Genomic DNA, 14625 nt, shown 5'->3' with positions numbered 1-14625 from the left:
CGCAGGGTGGACAATGGCAACGCCTTGTCCACCTCGACGCAAATCAACCGAGCAGTCCGCGCATGATAAAGAACAGCAGCGACGGGCCAAGCAGGCAACCGAGTGCGGTATAGAACGCTGCGGTGAGGCAACCGTAGGGCACCAGCTTGGCGTCGGTCGCCGCCAGACCACCGGCAACGCCACTGGACGTGCCGATCAGGCCGCCGAAGATCACCGCCGCGCGCGGGTTGTTCAAGCCGATCATCGGTGCGAAGAACGGCGTCGCGATCATCACCAGAATCGCCTTGACCAGGCCCGCCGCGATGGACAGCGCCATCACCTCCGAGCTGGCGCCGATCGCTGCGCCGGTTACCGGGCCGACGATGTACGTCACTGCGCCGGTGCCGATGGTGGTCAGACTGACCGCATCGGTGTAACCGAACGCCATGGCCACCGAGACGCCTGCAATAAACGACGAGAACACGCCGACGAACAATGCCAGCACGCCCACCATCCCGGCGCGCTTGAGTTCCTCGACGCTGACACCGAAGCCAGTGGCGACAATGGCGAAGTCCCGCAGCATCGAGCCGCCCAGCAAGCCAATGCCGGAGAACAGCGCGATATCAACCAGGCCTTTCTGCCCCCCGGTCATCACGCCGCCGATATAGGACAGCAATAGACCGATGAGGATGGCCACCGCCGAGCCGTGCAGACGACCCTTGGTGAGTTTGTCCGACAGCCAGTAGGAGAACCACATGGTGGCGCCGATGATGGCGAAGCCGCTGATCAGACCGTAGCCGGAGACGACCTTGAGTAGAGATTCGTACATGGCTTAGCCCTCGTTGGTCAGTGGTTTGGCTTCATCGGCTTCAAGCTTTTTTCGGCCGATCCGGTCGAGCACCGGTACCAGGGCAAAGGCGATGGCCACCGCGGCGACGCCGGCGAGGATGGCCATCGGGCCACCGCTGAGGGCGCCATACACGTTCTGCTGCGCCGACATGGCGACCACGATCGGGATGTAGACGGCGCTCCAGAACTTGACGCCCTGCTCCGAATCCATCGTGAACAGGCCACGCGACTTGAGATAGCTGCCAAGCAGAATCAGTAGCACCATGGCGATACCGACGCCGCCGACGTTGGCCGGGACGCCAATCAGTTTGCCCAACAGTTCACCGACGAAGATGCCTGTCAGGGTGCACAAGGCCAGGAAGGCCACACCGAAGATAATCATTGTTATTGTCCTTTTGGGTTGCGCTCAGGCCCGGTGCTACCGGCTCCGATGCGCGTGTGTTGTCGAGGTCGTTGTTTTTATCCATCGAACAGTGGCGAGTACGGCTCGCTCGCTCTGAAATGCACGCGATCTATCGGCTCTGGCTGCCCTCCTGACGCAGCAAGGCGTCCAGTGTGTCCAACCGGGCGCCGTCAAAGGCGATCAGCGTACCTTGTTCAAAAACCCGCCGCGCCAGGCCGGTCAGTACCGAGCCGGGGGGCAATTCGATATGCAAACGCACGCCGCGTTCGTAGGCGGTGCGCAGGGTGCCGTGCCAGTCGACAACGCGGCACATGTTGAAGGCCAGGTCGTCACGCAGACGCTCAGCATCGAACACCGGGCGTGCTGACGAGCCGCTCAGATAGCGAATCTGCGGGGCACGCAGCTCGACCGCAGCAAAGGCTTCGGCAAGCTGCCGCGCCGGCTCTGCCAGGAGCGCGCAATGCGAGGGCACGCTCATCGCCAGGCGCCGCGCGCAGGAAGCACCGAGAGCCTTTGCGCGCACGGCCAACCCGGCCATGGCCGCATCGCTGCCGGCAATCACGAGCTGGTTGTCGGCATTGATATTGGCTAGGTACGCAGGTTCCTCGGCCTCGGCCAGCAGGCCTTCAACTGCAGTCAGTGACAGGCCGAGGATGGCCGTCATGCCGTAGCCTTGCGGGTAGGCCTGCTGCATCAGCTCACCGCGCAGGGCGACCAGCCGAACGGCGTCCCGATAGTCCAGCGAGCCGGCTACCACGGCCGCGGCGTAGGCGCCGATCGACAGACCTGCGACGTAGTCGGGCGCCTGGCCGCCCCGCATCAATAATCGAGCACCGGCAACACCGGCGATCAGCAGGCACAGCTGCACGGAACGGGTCGAAGCCAGAGCCGCTTCGCTGTCCAGCGTCAGCGCATCTTCGCCAATCACATCGCTGGCCTGCTGCAGACAGTCCAGTACCTCCGGCTCCTGCGGTAGGCGATGCAACATGCCAGGCTTCTGCGCACCCTGGCCGGGAAAGACGAACAGGCTGCTCATGCGGCCAGCTCCTCAGGGGCCCACGGATCGCGGACAAGCCGCGCGCCGGTAGCGCACTTGACCAACACTCGGGGCGAGTGGCCGGCCCATTCGCGCAAGGCAATCGCACCGGCGGGGGTTTCCAGCTGCATATCGACGCGGCAAGGCGCCTCGTCTAACAAGCGCTGGAGTCCCCGCGCTCTGGGGCGCGAGAGCGCCAGGGGCGTGCGCAGCAAGAGATCGAGATCGCTGTCGGCATGGGCCGTCGGCAGCCCGGTCGCCAGTTGGTAACCGACCGAACCCGTGACACCCCAGCACAGACCGAGCACATCCAGCGCTGGCTTCAGCTCAGCCAGCGCACACAGCGCCGGTAGTTCGGCAATGGGCAGCCGCTCGACAAGCTGCTCCGGACGCACGCGCCTCAGCACCGCGCTCGCCACCATCACCGAGGCGTAGCGCTCTTCACGGCGGCTGCCGCGTAGGCCCACCGCGATCTGACCGCTTGCCACCACGGCCCGGCGGACCACGACCGGCTGGCCGGCATCGACCACCTGACGCGCCCAATCGGGCGCATCTGCGGGCAACTGCGCTGGGGTCATGCCCCAGAGCAGGTCATGGGGGCGTGTCATGTCATGCATCTACAGCCTCCTCGTGATTGTTGTTGTCGAGTGCTGAGTTCGTTCGGCGGGTGGCACCCGCTACGTTTTGCCTACCACTGCTCACGCAGCAGGTCGCGCACACGCGACGAGGCCTCACGGTTCGGCGCGCCGAGACGACCGCGCAGGTCAGTGCCGTTACCGATGTCGGCGACGGCCTGCTGTAGGCAGTCACGCACCTGCTGCAGATCACCGGCTGACGGCTGCTCGATGCTGTCCACCGAGAGGGTTTCCCAGAGCAAACCGAGGGTCGCGTAGTTGTCGATGTCATAGGCCATCGGCGGCACCGATTCGGCCAGCGCTTCCAGCTCTTCGACGCTGCGCAGGGTGATGCGGGCGGCGGCGGCCTTGCCCATGGCATGCACCATCACGCCCGGATCGCGCAGGGCGATGATCCGCTGGGCCTGGTAACCGTGGGCCAGAAAGGCACCGGACATCGCCTTGCCCACCAGCAGCGAGACCACCGGATGCCCAGCCAGGCGCGCACGGGCATAACCGTCCACCGCACCGGCCAGCGCCTGATGGATGCCCAGCGCCTCCTCGCGACGGCCATAGGCCTGGCTCGGCACGTCGACGATCGCGACCACCACGCGCTTATCCGCCTTGTCGCGGTCCGCCTCGATCACCTCATCCAGCGCCTGACCCAGCGCCCAGCCTTCCAACAGGCCAACCTCGCCGTTGCGCGCGCGCGGGAAGGGATTCTCGGCATCCGGCACCACGGCGATATAGCGGGCGGGACGGTCACCGAGGGTGCCATCGACCACCTTCACCGAGGCCGGATAGCCCGCCATTGCCTGACCGCCGGCCAAGGCTTGCAACCAGTTCAGTCCACGGCTCATTGGGCATCTCCTTCGTAGAGGGCACGCACGGCGGCAGCATCGAGCTGCGTGCGGGTATCAACGTCGGCCAGGCGCTGCAGAAACCAGGCATGGCGACGGCTACGTGGTTGAACGGGTATGCCCAGGGCAAACAGCTCGTGGAGCTGCTCGCGAATGGCGTCGGTGTCGTCAGCGACGTAGGCATCCACCAAGCCGCTGGCATAGCGCTGCTCGCCGCCGGTCAGGCTCCAGATGAAGGGGCGGTCACGGGAGTCGTACTCGTCGAGACCGGCTTCCTGCTCAATCACCTGCGGGCCGTTGAGGCCGACGCGAGCCTCACGGGTGACGACCAGATAACTGCACAGCCCGGCGGCGATGGACATGCCGCCGAAGCAGCCGACGGAGCCGGCGACCACACCGATCACCGGCTGGTATTGGCGCAGCTCGACGATGGCCGCCTGGATTTCGGCGATCGCGGCCAGGCCCAGGTTGGCTTCCTGCAGGCGCACGCCGCCAGTTTCCAGCAGCAGCACGGCACGGGTCGGAACGCCCTTGCGATTGTCCTCGGCGGCCAGCTCCAGCGCGCCGGCGATCTTCGCCCCGCCGACCTCGCCCATGCTGCCGCCCTGAAAGGCGCCTTCGATGGCGGCGATCACCGCCGGCTGGCCGTCGATGGTGCCCTTGGCGACCACCACGCCATCGTCAGCCTGGGTGACGATGCCCTGCTTCGGCAGCCAGGGTGAAGTGACACGGGCGAACGGATCGAGCAGTTCGCGAAAGCTACCCGCATCCAGCAGTGCGCGGGCACGCTGGCGGGCACCGAGTTCGACGAAGCTGCGCGACTCGAGTAAACGGGCCACGGTATTAGCGGACACATCAGTCATGGCCGACCTCCTCCAGTCCCTGCTCCAGGCGCAGACGCACTACACCGGGCGTGGCCCCAAAATCGTGAATATCGATGTTCAGCGCCGGCAGGTTCTGCTCGCGGAACATCCGCTCGAACAGTTGCTGCCAACGTTGCTCGGCGCCATTGACCGAGGTGACCACCTGGATCGACAGCTTGCCGGCCTGGCCGGGTTCGAGCAGCACTTCCAGATCGCCCGAGCCGACCACGCCGACCAGGGCCTTGCCGCGGGCGGGCTGCCCGGCGGGGAATTCGAAAGACAGGGTTTCCATGTTCAGTTGCTCCCAGTCGGCGCCGGCGCAAATGGCGCCAGGCGGTCGAGGAATAAGGTGGCGGCGAGCAGGTCGGCGGCGCCGCCTGGCGAGGCACGCAGTGACAACATCTGGCCTTCCAGTGCGCGCAGCTGGCGGCGCCCGGCGAGGCTGGCGCAACCGCCGGCAGCCAGCACGGCGCGAGCGCCCTGCTGCATGCGCGTCAGGCCATCGAGGCCCGCGCGGTGCAGCACGCAGGTGTCGCTCAGCTCGGTCATGATCGCCAGCAGCGCATCGAGCCGGGCGTTCTGCTCACCTGACCCGCCGCGGCGGCTCACCAGCAGTTGTGGCAGGCCCTGTTCGATGACGGCGGGAAAGCCATGCTGGGCCTGTTCCCGTGCACCGAGCACGCCATAGGTCCGGCAGACCCGCCCCCCATGGCTGTCTGGGTTGTGCGGCGCAGCCGGGTCGCTCAAGCGGGCCAGTGCCGCGGCCGTTGCCGCAACGCCTCGGGCGTCGGGCGCGTCGATTTGCAGCGCCGCCGCCGCGCTGAGCAGCCCCAGCGCCCAGATCGCCCCGCGATGGGTGTTCACGCCGCCAGTGACGCGGAGCATGTCGGCTTCGCCGTCCCGGCCCAGCTGGCCCAGGGTTTCGCGCAGGGGCTGGCCGACTTCGCCAAGCTGCTGCGCCGCTTCGGCCATTGCCTTGAACGTAGGCCACAGCGCATGAGCCGAGGCGTGCATCAAGCCCAGGTGCAGGTCGTCATGCGCGCCGTTGCCGCGGCGGTCGACCAGGCCCGGCTTCGGCGAGAGGTCGGCCTCGTCGATCAGCGCCTGCACCGCCAGGTCTGCCAGGCGCTCAGCCAGCGTCGGCTGCGCCTGTCTTGCAATGAGTGCGCTCATCACCAGCTCCTGAACTTGGCAGGCGGGTTGTAGAGGCCGCCGGACCAGTCCACCAGCTCGGCGATGCTCTTCGCCGCCAGCAGCTCGCGGGTCGCATCGTTGCGGCGGATCCCGAGGTCTTCCGGCAGCGCGATCAGCCCTTCGCGGCGCATGCGCGCGGTGTCTTTCGGGTTATGCCGCAGGCCGATGCTGGTGACGCCCGCCACCGCGGCGATCATCGCCTGACGCTCTTCCAGCGAGCGCGCCTTGTACAGGTAGGCGATGCCTTCCTCGGTGAGCAGGTGAGTAACGTCGTCGCCGTAGATCATGATCGGCGCCAGCGGCATGCCGCTCTTCTTTGCCACCTCGACCGCGTCGAGCTGCTCGACAAAGGTGGGTTTGCCGCCTTCCTGGAAGGTCTCGACCATTTGCACCACGAGCTTCTTGCCGCGCTCGAGCAGGGTCACCGGCGCTTCGCCACCGGGCATGGCCATGTCCAGCCAGGCCGGGGTCGGATGGCGCCGGCCGCGCGGGTCGTGGCCCATGTTCGGCGCACCACCGAAACCGGCCAGACGACCGCGGGTGACGGTGGAGGAATGGCCATCGCCATCGACCTGCAGGGTCGCGCCGATGAACAGGTCCACGGCGTACTGCCCGGCCAGCTGGCACATCATGCGGTTGGAGCGCATCGAGCCGTCGCGGCCGGTGAAGAACACGTCCGGGCGCTGGGCGATGTAGTTCTCCATGCCCAGCTCGGTGCCGAAGCAATGCACGCTCTCGACCCAGCCGGTCTCGATCGCCGGGATCAGGGTCGGGTGCGGGTTGAGTGTCCAGTTGCGGCAGATCTTGCCTTTCAGGCCAAGGGATTCGCCGTAGGTCGGCAGGATCAGCTCGATGGCGGCGGTGTTGAAGCCGATGCCATGGTTGAGCGACTGCACGCTGTGTTTTTCGTAGATGCCGCGGATCGCCATCATCGCCATCAGCACGTGCACCGGCTTGATGTGACGCGGGTCGCGGGTGAATAGCGGCTCGATATAGAACGGCTTGTCGGCGACTACTACGAAATCCACCCAGCTGGCCGGGATATCCACCCGCGGCAGCTCGTCGACGATCTCGTTGACCTGGAAGATGACGATGCCGTCGGAGAACGCGGTGGGCTCGACCAGCGCCGGGGTGTCTTCGGTGCTGGGGCCTGTGTAGATGTTGCCGTGGCGGTCGGCCTGGAAGCCGGCCACCAGCGCGACATTGGGGATCAGGTCCACCAACAGACGCGAATAGAGTTCGATGTAGGTGTGGATGGCGCCGACTTCGAGCAGGCCGTCTTCGAGCAGCTGGCTGATGCGCAGGCTCTGCGGGCCGGCAAAGGAGAAGTCCAGCTTGCGCGCGATCTGCCGTTCGAACAGATCCAGGTGCTCGGCGCGGCTGACGCTCGGCATGATCATGTGCAGATCATGCAGCTTGCCGGGGTCGGCCTGGGCCAGGGAGCGGGAGAGGAAGTCCGCCTGCTTCTGGTTGTTGCCCTCGAGCACCACCCGGTCGCCGGGGGCGATCAGCAGTTCCAGGGCCTCGACGATCCGCTCGCTGGGCAGCACCACGCCATCGGCGAGGTTGCGCACCTGATCGAGACGCCGGGCTTTTTCAGCGCGACGACGCGACCACTGCGGCGGTGGGGAGATTGTTGTTGTCATGGCGACTCCACAGTATTTCCGCTTGTGGAGCGCACAGTAGGGAGATGACCGGAGGGTCATCAATCAAGCGCGGAGGCGTTTCGTTACGCTGAGGTTAACGATGGCTCTGGATGGGCTTACAACCAACCGAGCGTCACGCTGGCGAGCAGCAAATAGCGGCCGCCCTTGGCCAGGGTTACCAACAAGAGGAAGCTCCACAGCGGTTCACGCAGCGTGCCCGCCACTACTGTCAGCGGGTCGCCGATGATTGGTACCCAGCTCAGCAGCAGCGACCAGCGACCGAAGCGGTGATAGCGGCGCTGGGCCCGTTCCAGCTGCTGCGCGCTGACGGGGAACCAGCGTTTGTTGCGCAGACGTTCGATCGATCGGCCCAACAGCCAGTTGACCAATGAGCCCAGCACATTGCCCAGCGTGGCGACCGCCAGCAGACCTGTCAGCGAATAGCCGCCATGCAGCAACAGCCCGACCAGCACGGCCTCGGATTGAGCGGGTACCAGCGTAGCGGCGGCGAAGGCCGCGCCGAACAGGCCGAGGTAGGCAGTCAGGTCGAACATTATGGAATCGTGGGCTCAGGCATCGCCGATGCGACATAACGAGAAGGCATGATGAAAATCTGGCAGGCTGCAGCCTTGGCGTCACGCATGGCAAGGTAACAGAGGATTTTGATGAAAGGCAGGTTGATCTACCTCATCGGCCCTTCCGGTTCCGGCAAGGACAGCGTGCTCGATGCGGCACGCGAAGCCCTGGCCGAGCGCGGCGTACGTATCGCACGGCGAGTCATCACGCGCTCGGCCGAAGCCGTGGGCGAATCTGCCGAAGCGGTCAGTCATGACGAGTTCGATCGTTTGGAGCGCGACGGTGCCTTTGCCATGAGCTGGCGCGCCAACGAACTTGCATACGGGATACCCATCCAGATCGACCAGTGGCTGGCCGCCGGTGAGGATGTGCTGGTCAACGGTTCGCGTGGCTATCTTGAGCAGGCGCGCCAGCGCTATCCCGACCTGCTGGCGGTGTTGCTCAGCGTACGCCCCGAGGTGCTGCGCCAACGGCTGCTCAAACGCAACCGCGAGACGCCGGAGCAGATCGAAGCCCGCCTGGCCCGCAATGCACGTTTCGAGGACTCGCTGGACGAACTCTTTCTGCTGGACAACTCAGGCGATCTTCACGAGTCAGTGAGCAAGCTGCTGCGACTCATCGATCGTTAACCCATCAGCGCCCTGGCTGTGGGTGGAAGCCCGGCACCGCGTTGGGCCGGTCGATGCGGCCGGCCGGCATGGTGCACTTGAGATCGCGGAAAGGCTGGCCGTTGAGCAGCTCCCAGCCATGCCCCGGCGAGGTCTGCCGACAGATCACCGTGCCGTCGGCCTTGCTTTGCCACTGGTAATACGGCGCCGGGGCGGCGTAAGCCAGCAACGGCAAGAACAGGCTGAACGCAATGAGAACGGCGCGCATGGGTCGGACTTCGATGGAGGGCTGGCGCCACTTTAGCCGGATCGATCCATAGCGCAAGCACAGCTGGTCGCAGCGGCGGCTAGGACCAGACCTTTTGCGCCTCGCGCATGAAGATCTCCACCGTTTTCGGCCCGATCCCTTCGAACTCGCCCAGCCTTTTTTCCAGCTCCTTGCGGTCCTTGCTTTGTTCACGAATGTTGCCGAGCTTGCCGCCGTATTCGTTATTGAGTTTGTCGCTGAGCTTGAGCAGGCGTTCGGCGGTCGATTCGTCATAGCGCACGTAGTGACCCTCCCCCAGCATGTCCACCAGCTCTTGCCAGCTGCAGTTGCCTAGCTTTCTCGGCGTGTCGCGTTTGTGCTTTTCGACGATGACACGATAGGCGTCGGCGGCGATGTCCTGCTGGATGCGCTTGCCGAACAGGAAGCTGGCGATGAACCATTTGAACAGCTCGCCTTCTCCCTGACTGATATCGATCCCGAGTTCTTTCGCGCTGATTTCACTGGCCATTGCTGTGTCTCGCTCGCGGTGGATTCCTCTGTTGCGACGCCAACGGCAGATCAGGGTTCGCATCGGCTTTTGCGCGGCGATAGGCAGAATTCCGCCTATCGCCGCTTCACCTATGAGCGAAATATTGCCAACAGGGGCTATGAGGCGGCCCTGACCCGCTGAAACAGAGCCTTCGGCGTTATGGCACAGCTCGTGCTAAGTCTTAACTGCCCGATGCGACGACCAACGACAAGAAAAGCCGCACAGCGCTCCTGCTTCACTCTGTGAAAGCACGTCCGACGCCGTCTCTCCTTTTCTTGTCGTTGCATGCAGCCCTGGCGCTGTAGCTGATCGTCTATCGTCAGTTCTGCAAAACCAATAACAACGAAACGGAGATACACCATGAGATTGACCAAACGCTTCAGCCTGCTCGCTGCCGCAGCGGCCTTCACCGCCAGCACCGCCGCAGTGGCTGCCCCGACCTTCATCAATATCCTCACGGGCGGCACCAGCGGTGTGTACTACCCAATCGGGGTGGGCATCTCCCAGCTGTACAGCAAAGGCATCGACGGCGCGAAAACCTCCGTGCAGGCAACCAAGGCTTCGGTCGAAAACCTCAATCTTCTGCAATCCGGTCGTGGCGAGCTGGGCTTTGCCCTCGGTGACTCTGTCGCTGACGGCTGGAATGGCGTCGAGGAAGCCGGCTTCAAGGCACCCCTGAAGAAACTGCGCGCCATCGGCGGCAGCTACCCGAACTACATCCAGATCGTCGCCAGCAAAGAGTCCGGCATCAAGACGTTGGCCGACCTCAAGGGCAAGTCGATCTCCGTCGGCGCGCCGAAATCCGGCACCGAACTCAACGCTCGCGCCATCCTCAAGGCGGCCGGCCTGAGCTACGAAGACATGGGCAAGGTGGAATACCTTCCGTTTGCCGAATCTGTCGAGCTGATCAAGAACCGCCAGCTGGATGCCACCCTGCAATCGGCCGGCCTGGGTATGGCCGCCATTCGCGACCTGGCTTCGACCATGCCGCTGAACTACGTGGAAATCCCGCAAGACGTGGTCGACAAGATCGGCAACGACGCCTACCAGGCGGCCAAGATCCCGGCGGGTACCTATGACGGCCAGGAAGCCGACGTGCCGACCGTGGCCATCACCAACATCCTCGTGACCCATTCGGACGTGCCGGATGACATTGCCTACCAGATGACCAAGCTGTTGTTCGAAAACCTCGACCAGCTAGGCAACGCGCATTCCGCCGCCAAGGACATCAAGCTGGAAAACGCCACCAAGGCGCTGCCGATCCCGCTGCATCCGGGTGCCGAGCGTTACTACAAGGAAGCCGGCGTACTCTGATTACGCCCCTGGGCAGCCCGGTGCTGCCCAGCCTGAACCGTGGGCGTCAGTCCTGACGTCTGCGGCTCGTCCAATCCGAATCTGAAGAGGCGCTAGTAAAACCAGCGTGAAATCACGGCAGGTTTTGTTAGCGGCTCTACGCGACCACGCTTTATCAGCTCGAGGCAATTCATGAGCGAACTACAACAAGAGGAAGGCCTGGCAGGTAGCGCAGCCGATTGGCCAAAAGCATTGTTTTATGTGGCCCTGCTGTTCTCGATCTACCAGATCGTCATGGCGGCGTTTCACCCGGTATCGAGCCAGGTACTGCGAGCCGGGCATGTCGGCTTTCTGCTGATGGTCGTTTATCTGTACTTTCCAGCCGCGGGCAATGGTCGCCCCTGGCAGCCGCTGGCCTGGGTATTGGGCCTGGCGGGCATGGGCACGGCGTTCTACCAGTGGTATTTCGAAGCTGACCTGATCCAGCGCTCCGGCGATCTCACGACCACCGATTTCGCCGTTGGCGTCCTGCTGATCGCCCTGGTATTCGAAGCCGCTCGCCGGGTCATGGGCATCGCCTTACCGATCATCTGCGCGACATTCCTTGCCTACGGGCTGCTCGGCCAGTACCTGCCCGGCGATCTCGCGCACCGTGGCTACGGCATCGATCAGATGGTCAACCAGCTCGCCTTTGGCACCGAAGGGCTCTACGGCACGCCAACCTACGTGTCGGCGACCTATATCTTTCTGTTCATCCTGTTCGGCGCTTTTCTCGAACAGGCCGGGATGATCAAGCTGTTCACCGACTTCGCCATGGGCCTCTTCGGCCACAAGCTGGGTGGGCCGGCCAAGGTGTCGGTGGTGTCCTCGGCGCTGATGGGCACCATCACCGGTTCCGGCGTCGCCAACGTGGTGACCACCGGCCAGTTCACCATTCCGCTGATGAAGCGCTTCGGCTACAAGGCCGCGTTTGCCGGCGGTGTGGAAGCAACGTCTTCCATGGGCAGCCAGATGATGCCGCCGGTGATGGGCGCCGTGGCGTTCATCATGGCCGAAACCATCAATGTACCCTTCATTGAAGTCGCCAAGGCCGCGCTGATCCCGGCCCTGCTCTACTTCGGTTCGGTGTTCTGGATGGTGCATCTGGAAGCCAAACGCGCCAACCTCAAAGGCTTGCCGAAAGAGGAATGCCCCAGCGCCATGGCCGCGGTCAAGCAGCGCTGGTACCTGCTGATTCCACTGGGTGTGCTGGTTTATCTGCTGTTTTCCGGGCGTACGCCACTGTTCTCGGGCATGGTCGGCCTGGCACTGACGGCCATCGTGATCCTCGGCTCGGCGATCATCCTCAAGGTCTCGTCATTCGGCTTGCGCATTGCCTTCTGGATCGCCCTGGGCGTGCTATGTGCCGGGTTCTTCCAGCTCGGCATCGGGGTGATCTTCGGGGTCATCGCGGTACTGGTAGCGATCTGCTGGTTCATCAAGGGCGGGCGCGACACCCTGGTGGTATGCCTGCATGCGCTGGTCGAAGGGGCGCGCCATGCGGTTCCGGTGGGTATCGCCTGTGCGCTGGTCGGCGTGATCATCGGTGTGGTGTCGTTGACCGGTGTGGCCTCGACCTTTGCGGGCTACATCCTCGCGGTTGGTGAGGACAACCTCTTCCTGTCGCTGCTGCTGACCATGGCCACCTGCCTGGTGCTGGGCATGGGTATCCCGACCATCCCCAACTACATCATCACCAGCTCCATCGCCGCACCGGCCCTGCTGGACCTTGGCGTTCCGCTGCTGGTCTCGCACATGTTCGTGTTCTATTTCGGCATCCTGGCTGACCTGACACCGCCTGTCGCGCTGGCCTGCTTTGCAGCAGCGCCCATCGCCAAGGAAACCGGGCTGAAAATCAGCATGTGGGCGGTGCGCATCGCCATTGCCGGCTTCGTGGTGCCGTTCATGGCGGTCTACAACCCGTCGCTGATGATGCAGGGCGACAGCCTGTGGATGACTGCGTACATGGTGCTGAAGGCAAGCTTTGCCATTGGTCTCTGGGGCATCGCCACGATCGGCTACCTGCAGCGACCGCTGGCCTGGTGGGAGCGGGTGCTGGGCTTCGCCGCCGGTGCGACGCTGATCATGGCCATGCCGATCACCGATGAAATCGGCTTTGGTATCGGCATCCTGCTAATGGCTCAGCACATCGTGCGTGCCCGCCGGGCCGGGCCGGTACTGGCGTGATCGGACTCTGTCTGGGCTTGGCCGGGGTGGTGTGGGCGCAGGTGCCCACGGCCGACTTTACCCTGGCCTGGACCCATACGATCGAGAAGATCCGTTGGGAAGAGGATTACCGCGTGACGCCGGACGGGCTGCTGCTCGGCGAAGCGCGGGTCAAGGGTTCAGGTGCCGGGATGGAAATTCCGGATGATGCCGAACTGCGTGACGGGGCCTGGCACTACCAGCGCCAGATGCCGCCGTTGCAACCCTTGCGAGTGGGGCGAACCCCCGAAGCAGGGGATTATCAACTGTGTTTCAACCAGCGTTGTCACGCCTTGAGCGAATGGCTTGGCCCGCCAAAAGCGGACCAGCCCGCGCTGGAACTCTGGAGCTGCGCCGCGCAGGCGGTGGGCTCCTCCTGATTCTGGGTGAGGCTTTGCCGCGTTAGGGGCGCATAAATCGCCTGGTTGATCGGTGAAGCGTGATCCACCCTACGTTGGCTCAGCGCCTACGGCGGTTATCAGATGGCCTGCAACGTCGCTCTGCGCTTGCTCGCCGCCACCTGTCTGGCGCGCAACTTGCGCCACCAGATCACCACGCCGGTCACCGACAGCACGGCAATTGCCAACCCCAATACCGCGATCAGAATGCGCCCTGGCATACCGAGGATGCGGCCGCCGTGTATTGCCGGTTGCAGCATGTGAAACTGCTCACCCAAGGTGCCCTGCCCCGGTATCTCCTGCCCCAGCAATTGCGTGCCATCGCTGCCATGAAAGAACAGCCAGGCGTTGCCCTGGTTGCTGTCGTGGTCACCGAAGCCAGCGCCATAGAAGTTGTATTCGAAGCTGTAGTAGAGCTCACCAATCGGCTCGCTCAGGCCAAGGTCGGCAGCGTGCTGCATGGCATAGTCGTAAGCACGGTGGAAGTCGTACTGAGTGGTGCCCAGCTCCGCCTCTGGCAACCTGCCGCGTGCCTCGTAGACGCTCGGCTCAACTGGCGAAAACAACGACACCACCGGTTTGAACACCTGTTCGGGCAGGTTCATGGCAATACTGCTGATGGCGACCGGCGTGAGCAGCAACCACAGCCACAGGCCGCCCGCACGATGCACGTCGTGGTTGAGCCGCTGCCGCTTGATCTTCCAGGCCGTCCACCACTTGCCGAAGAACGGCCGACCACGTGGAAAGGTCAGCAGCAGGGAGACGAAACAGTCGAGGGTCCAGAATATTGCGACGACACCCATCAGCCAGATGCCCCAATTGCCGGGCAAGGTCAGGTTGTAGTGAAACTCCAGCATGAAGGGCACGAAATTCTTGCGCGAAAAGCAGCACTCACCCCAGTGGCGCGTGCCGACAAGCTCGCCGGTCACCGCATCGAGGTATTGCACTACGGGCTCTACGTCGTAGGGCTTGCTGGTTTGCGGATCGTTGCGCGGCACCAGGGCCATTAGCGCCGCATGTCCCGGCTCATCGGGGAACTCCATGTACCAGACCTGCATACGCGGGTTGGCCTGCTCGACCCGCTCGACCAACGCTCCAGGCGCCAGCACCGAGCCTTCGCTGGCGGTGTGGTAGAACTCGGGGTTGAGCCACTCGTCCAGCTCGTGGTGGAAGGCCAACACACTGCCGGTGATGCCCGCCAAAAACAGGAACAGCGCCGTGGCCAGGCCGATATAGCGGTGCAGCAGAACTAGAACTCGACGCAT

The 14625-nt window shown here is 64.1% G+C and carries 17 protein-coding genes; 4 read left to right on the top strand and 13 right to left on the bottom strand.

What is annotated here, in order from left to right; translation table 11 throughout:
* Positions 1–43: 43 nt before the first annotated feature.
* The 10 genes from madM to RT21_RS14765 all read right to left on the bottom strand — a co-directional run bounded on the left by madM (position 44) and on the right by RT21_RS14765 (position 7998).
* Entirely contained in the window at positions 44–808 is a 765-nt protein-coding gene (gene madM, locus RT21_RS14810) for a malonate transporter subunit MadM (protein WP_045423116.1), read from the bottom strand.
* A gap of 3 nt (positions 809–811) precedes the next feature.
* Positions 812–1210, bottom strand: coding sequence for a malonate transporter subunit MadL (gene madL / locus RT21_RS14805; RefSeq protein ID WP_046163307.1), 399 nt, complete (start codon positions 1208–1210; stop codon positions 812–814).
* Between the two features lie 130 nt (positions 1211–1340).
* Positions 1341–2267, bottom strand: coding sequence for a malonate decarboxylase subunit epsilon (gene mdcH / locus RT21_RS14800; protein WP_046163306.1), 927 nt, complete (start codon positions 2265–2267; stop codon positions 1341–1343).
* Positions 2264–2884 (bottom strand): malonate decarboxylase holo-ACP synthase, encoded by a 621-nt coding sequence (locus RT21_RS14795; RefSeq protein ID WP_046163305.1) that lies wholly within the window; start codon positions 2882–2884, stop codon positions 2264–2266. Before RT21_RS14795 ends, mdcH begins: the two co-directional genes overlap by 4 nt.
* A gap of 71 nt (positions 2885–2955) precedes the next feature.
* On the bottom strand, positions 2956–3741 hold the full coding sequence (gene mdcE / locus RT21_RS14790; RefSeq protein ID WP_046163304.1) for a biotin-independent malonate decarboxylase subunit gamma: 786 nt from the start codon (positions 3739–3741) through the stop codon (positions 2956–2958).
* Positions 3738–4604 (bottom strand): biotin-independent malonate decarboxylase subunit beta, encoded by an 867-nt coding sequence (locus tag RT21_RS14785; protein WP_046163303.1) that lies wholly within the window; start codon positions 4602–4604, stop codon positions 3738–3740. Before RT21_RS14785 ends, mdcE begins: the two co-directional genes overlap by 4 nt.
* Positions 4597–4896 carry a malonate decarboxylase subunit delta gene (locus RT21_RS14780; protein WP_046163302.1) on the bottom strand — a complete coding sequence of 100 codons (300 nt, stop codon included), beginning with the start codon at positions 4894–4896 and terminating at the stop codon, positions 4597–4599. The genes RT21_RS14785 and RT21_RS14780 overlap by 8 nt, the downstream gene beginning before the upstream one ends.
* A gap of 2 nt (positions 4897–4898) precedes the next feature.
* Positions 4899–5777, bottom strand: coding sequence for a triphosphoribosyl-dephospho-CoA synthase (locus RT21_RS14775; protein WP_046163301.1), 879 nt, complete (start codon positions 5775–5777; stop codon positions 4899–4901).
* Positions 5777–7444 carry a malonate decarboxylase subunit alpha gene (gene mdcA, locus RT21_RS14770; protein ID WP_046163300.1) on the bottom strand — a complete coding sequence of 556 codons (1668 nt, stop codon included), beginning with the start codon at positions 7442–7444 and terminating at the stop codon, positions 5777–5779. The genes RT21_RS14775 and mdcA overlap by 1 nt, the downstream gene beginning before the upstream one ends.
* 116 nt (positions 7445–7560) lie before the next feature.
* On the bottom strand, positions 7561–7998 hold the full coding sequence (locus tag RT21_RS14765) for a YqaA family protein (RefSeq protein WP_046163299.1): 438 nt from the start codon (positions 7996–7998) through the stop codon (positions 7561–7563).
* 111 nt (positions 7999–8109) lie between these two features.
* Here RT21_RS14765 and phnN point away from each other — a divergent pair, with 111 nt between their 5' ends.
* The gene (gene phnN / locus RT21_RS14760) at positions 8110–8649 is read left to right on the top strand and encodes a phosphonate metabolism protein/1,5-bisphosphokinase (PRPP-forming) PhnN (protein ID WP_045423096.1); all 540 of its coding nucleotides are present in this window, start codon (positions 8110–8112) and stop codon (positions 8647–8649) included.
* A gap of 4 nt (positions 8650–8653) precedes the next feature.
* Here phnN and RT21_RS14755 read toward each other — a convergent pair whose 3' ends face one another.
* Together RT21_RS14755 and RT21_RS14750 are read right to left on the bottom strand one after the other, a co-directional pair.
* Complete coding sequence (locus RT21_RS14755; protein WP_045423095.1) at positions 8654–8896, bottom strand: hypothetical protein; 243 nt, start codon at positions 8894–8896, stop codon at positions 8654–8656.
* Positions 8897–8975: 79 nt separating this feature from the next.
* Entirely contained in the window at positions 8976–9404 is a 429-nt protein-coding gene (locus tag RT21_RS14750; RefSeq protein WP_045431460.1) for an HhH-GDP family DNA glycosylase, read from the bottom strand.
* Between the two features lie 381 nt (positions 9405–9785).
* Between RT21_RS14750 and RT21_RS14745 the strand changes: the two genes are divergently transcribed.
* From RT21_RS14745 to RT21_RS14735, 3 genes are all read left to right on the top strand, one after another.
* The gene (locus RT21_RS14745) at positions 9786–10739 is read left to right on the top strand and encodes a TAXI family TRAP transporter solute-binding subunit (RefSeq protein WP_045423094.1); all 954 of its coding nucleotides are present in this window, start codon (positions 9786–9788) and stop codon (positions 10737–10739) included.
* A gap of 171 nt (positions 10740–10910) precedes the next feature.
* The gene (locus tag RT21_RS14740; RefSeq protein ID WP_046163298.1) at positions 10911–12944 is read left to right on the top strand and encodes a TRAP transporter permease; all 2034 of its coding nucleotides are present in this window, start codon (positions 10911–10913) and stop codon (positions 12942–12944) included.
* Positions 12941–13342, top strand: a complete 402-nt coding sequence (locus RT21_RS14735; protein ID WP_046163297.1) for a DUF1850 domain-containing protein — start codon at positions 12941–12943, stop codon at positions 13340–13342. The genes RT21_RS14740 and RT21_RS14735 overlap by 4 nt, the downstream gene beginning before the upstream one ends.
* Positions 13343–13440: 98 nt before the next feature.
* On the opposite strand, the gene RT21_RS14730 is transcribed toward RT21_RS14735, so the two are convergent.
* On the bottom strand, positions 13441–14625 hold the full coding sequence (locus RT21_RS14730; RefSeq protein WP_046163296.1) for a PepSY-associated TM helix domain-containing protein: 1185 nt from the start codon (positions 14623–14625) through the stop codon (positions 13441–13443).

Origin of the sequence: Pseudomonas sp. 10B238 (assembly GCF_000970615.1) — a bacterium.
Taxonomy (GTDB): Bacteria; Pseudomonadota; Gammaproteobacteria; order Pseudomonadales; family Pseudomonadaceae; genus Stutzerimonas.
This window is presented reverse-complemented; position numbering and strand designations above follow the sequence as displayed.